The sequence below is a fragment of the Anoxybacillus sp. J5B_2022 genome (genome assembly GCF_026847645.1).
Classification (GTDB): domain Bacteria; phylum Bacillota; class Bacilli; order Bacillales; family Anoxybacillaceae; genus Anoxybacteroides.
Genome location: NZ_JAPSMC010000115.1, coordinates 1 through 2926, shown reverse-complemented (window position 1 = coordinate 2926; position 2926 = coordinate 1). Strand labels below are relative to the sequence as shown.

General features: G+C 55.3%; 1 rRNA gene. It reads right to left on the bottom strand.

The features are described from left to right. Nucleotides 1-2926: ribosomal RNA gene (locus M4I42_RS16510) — 23S ribosomal RNA — on the bottom strand; the annotation flags it as partial.

Genomic DNA, 2926 nt, shown 5'->3' with positions numbered 1-2926 from the left:
GGTTAAGTCCTCGATCGATTAGTATCCGTCAGCTGCACGTGTCGCCACGCTTCCACCTCGGACCTATCAACCTCGTCATCTTCGAGGGATCTTACTCGCTTACGCGATGGGAAATCTCATCTTGAGGGGGGCTTCACGCTTAGATGCTTTCAGCGCTTATCCCTTCCGCACATAGCTACCCAGCGGTGCCCCTGGCGGGACAACTGGTACACCAGCGGTGCGTCCATCCCGGTCCTCTCGTACTAAGGACAGCTCCTCGCAAATTTCCTACGCCCGCGACGGATAGGGACCGAACTGTCTCACGACGTTCTGAACCCAGCTCGCGTACCGCTTTAATGGGCGAACAGCCCAACCCTTGGGACCGACTACAGCCCCAGGATGCGATGAGCCGACATCGAGGTGCCAAACCTCCCCGTCGATGTGGACTCTTGGGGGAGATAAGCCTGTTATCCCCGGGGTAGCTTTTATCCGTTGAGCGATGGCCCTTCCATGCGGAACCACCGGATCACTAAGCCCGACTTTCGTCCCTGCTCGACTTGTAGGTCTCGCAGTCAAGCTCCCTTCTGCCTTTACACTCTACGAATGATTTCCAACCATTCTGAGGGAACCTTTGGGCGCCTCCGTTACTCTTTAGGAGGCGACCGCCCCAGTCAAACTGCCTACCTGACACTGTCTCCCACCCCGATCAGGGGTGCGGGTTAGAACTTCAGTACGACAAGGGTGGTATCCCAAGGGCGACTCCACCGAGACTGGCGTCCCGGCTTCTCCGTCTCCCACCTATCCTGTACATGTCGTACCAAAATTCAATATCAGGCTGCAGTAAAGCTCCACGGGGTCTTTCCGTCCTGTCGCGGGTAACCTGCATCTTCACAGGTACTATAATTTCACCGGGTCTCTCGTTGAGACAGTGCCCAAGTCGTTACACCTTTCGTGCGGGTCGGAACTTACCCGACAAGGAATTTCGCTACCTTAGGACCGTTATAGTTACGGCCGCCGTTTACTGGGGCTTCGGTTCGCACCTTCAGCTACAGCTTAAGCGCTCCCCTTAACCTTCCAGCACCGGGCAGGTGTCAGCCCCTATACTTCGCCTTTCGGCTTCGCAGAGACCTGTGTTTTTGTTAAACAGTCGCTTGGGCCTTTTCACTGCGGCTCTCTCGGGCTCATCACCCAAGAAAGCACCCCTTCTCCCGAAGTTACGGGGTCATTTTGCCGAGTTCCTTAACGAGAGTTCTCCCGCGCACCTTAGGATTCTCTCCTCGCCTACCTGTGTCGGTTTGCGGTACGGGCACCTCTCCCCTCGCTAGAGGCTTTTCTTGGCAGTGTGGAATCAGGAACTTCGGTACTATCTTTCCCTCGCCATCACAGCTCCGCCTTACGGCAAGCGGATTTGCCTACTTGCCAGCCTAACTGCTTGGACGCGCTCAACCAGTCGCGCGCTTGCCCTATCCTCCTGCGTCCCCCCATCGCTCAAACGGGGAGGAGGTGGTACAGGAATCTCTACCTGTTGTCCATCGCCTACGCCTTTCGGCCTCGGCTTAGGTCCCGACTAACCCTGAGCGGACGAGCCTTCCTCAGGAAACCTTAGGCTTTCGGTGCAGAGGATTCTCACCTCTGTTTTCGCTACTCATACCGGCATTCTCACTTCTAAGCGCTCCACCGGTCCTTCCGGTCCGGCTTCTCTGCCCTTAGAACGCTCCCCTACCGATGACGTAAGTCATCCCACAGCTTCGGTGATACGTTTAGCCCCGGTACATTTTCGGCGCAGAGTCACTCGACCAGTGAGCTATTACGCACTCTTTAAATGGTGGCTGCTTCTAAGCCAACATCCTGGTTGTCTGGGCAACTCCACATCCTTTTCCACTTAACGTATACTTTGGGACCTTAGCTGGTGATCTGGGCTGTTTCCCTTTTGACCACGGATCTTATCACTCGTAGTCTGACTCCCAAGCATAAGTCATTGGCATTCGGAGTTTGACTGAGTTCGGTAACCCGATGAGGGCCCCTAGCCCAATCAGTGCTCTACCTCCAAGACTCTTACCTTGAGGCTAGCCCTAAAGCTATTTCGGGGAGAACCAGCTATCTCCAAGTTCGATTGGCATTTCACCCCTACCCACACCTCATCCCCGCACTTTTCAACGTGCGTGGGTTCGGGCCTCCAGTAGGTGTTACCCTACCTTCACCCTGGACATGGGTAGATCACCTGGTTTCGGGTCTACGGCGACGTACTATACGCCCTATTCAGACTCGCTTTCGCTACGGCTCCGTCTTTTCGACTTAACCTCGCACGCCACCGTAACTCGCCGGTTCATTCTACAAAAGGCACGCCATCACGCGTAAACGCGCTCTGACTACTTGTAGGCACACGGTTTCAGGTTCTCTTTCACTCCCCTCCCGGGGTGCTTTTCACCTTTCCCTCACGGTACTGGTTCACTATCGGTCACTAGGGAGTATTTAGCCTTGGGAGATGGTCCTCCCTGCTTCCGACGGGATTTCACGTGTCCCGCCGTACTCAGGATCCACTCAGGAGGGAACGAAGTTTCGACTACAGGGCTGTTACCTCCTCTGGCGGGCCTTTCCAGACCGCTTCATCTACTCCGTTCCTTTGTCACTCCATGTTGAGTGTCCTACAACCCCAAGAGGCACGCCTCTTGGTTTGGGCTGGTCCCGTTTCGCTCGCCGCTACTCAGGGAATCGCTGTTGCTTTCTTCTCCTCCGGGTACTTAGATGTTTCAGTTCCCCGGGTATGCCCTCCATACGCTATGGATTCACGTATGGATACTGTCCCATTACGGACAGTGGGTTCCCCCATTCGGAAATCTCCGGATCAACGCTTACTTACAGCTCCCCGAAGCATATCGGTGTTTGTCCCGTCCTTCATCGGCTCCTAGTGCCAAGGCATCCACCGTGCGCCCTTTCTAACTTAACC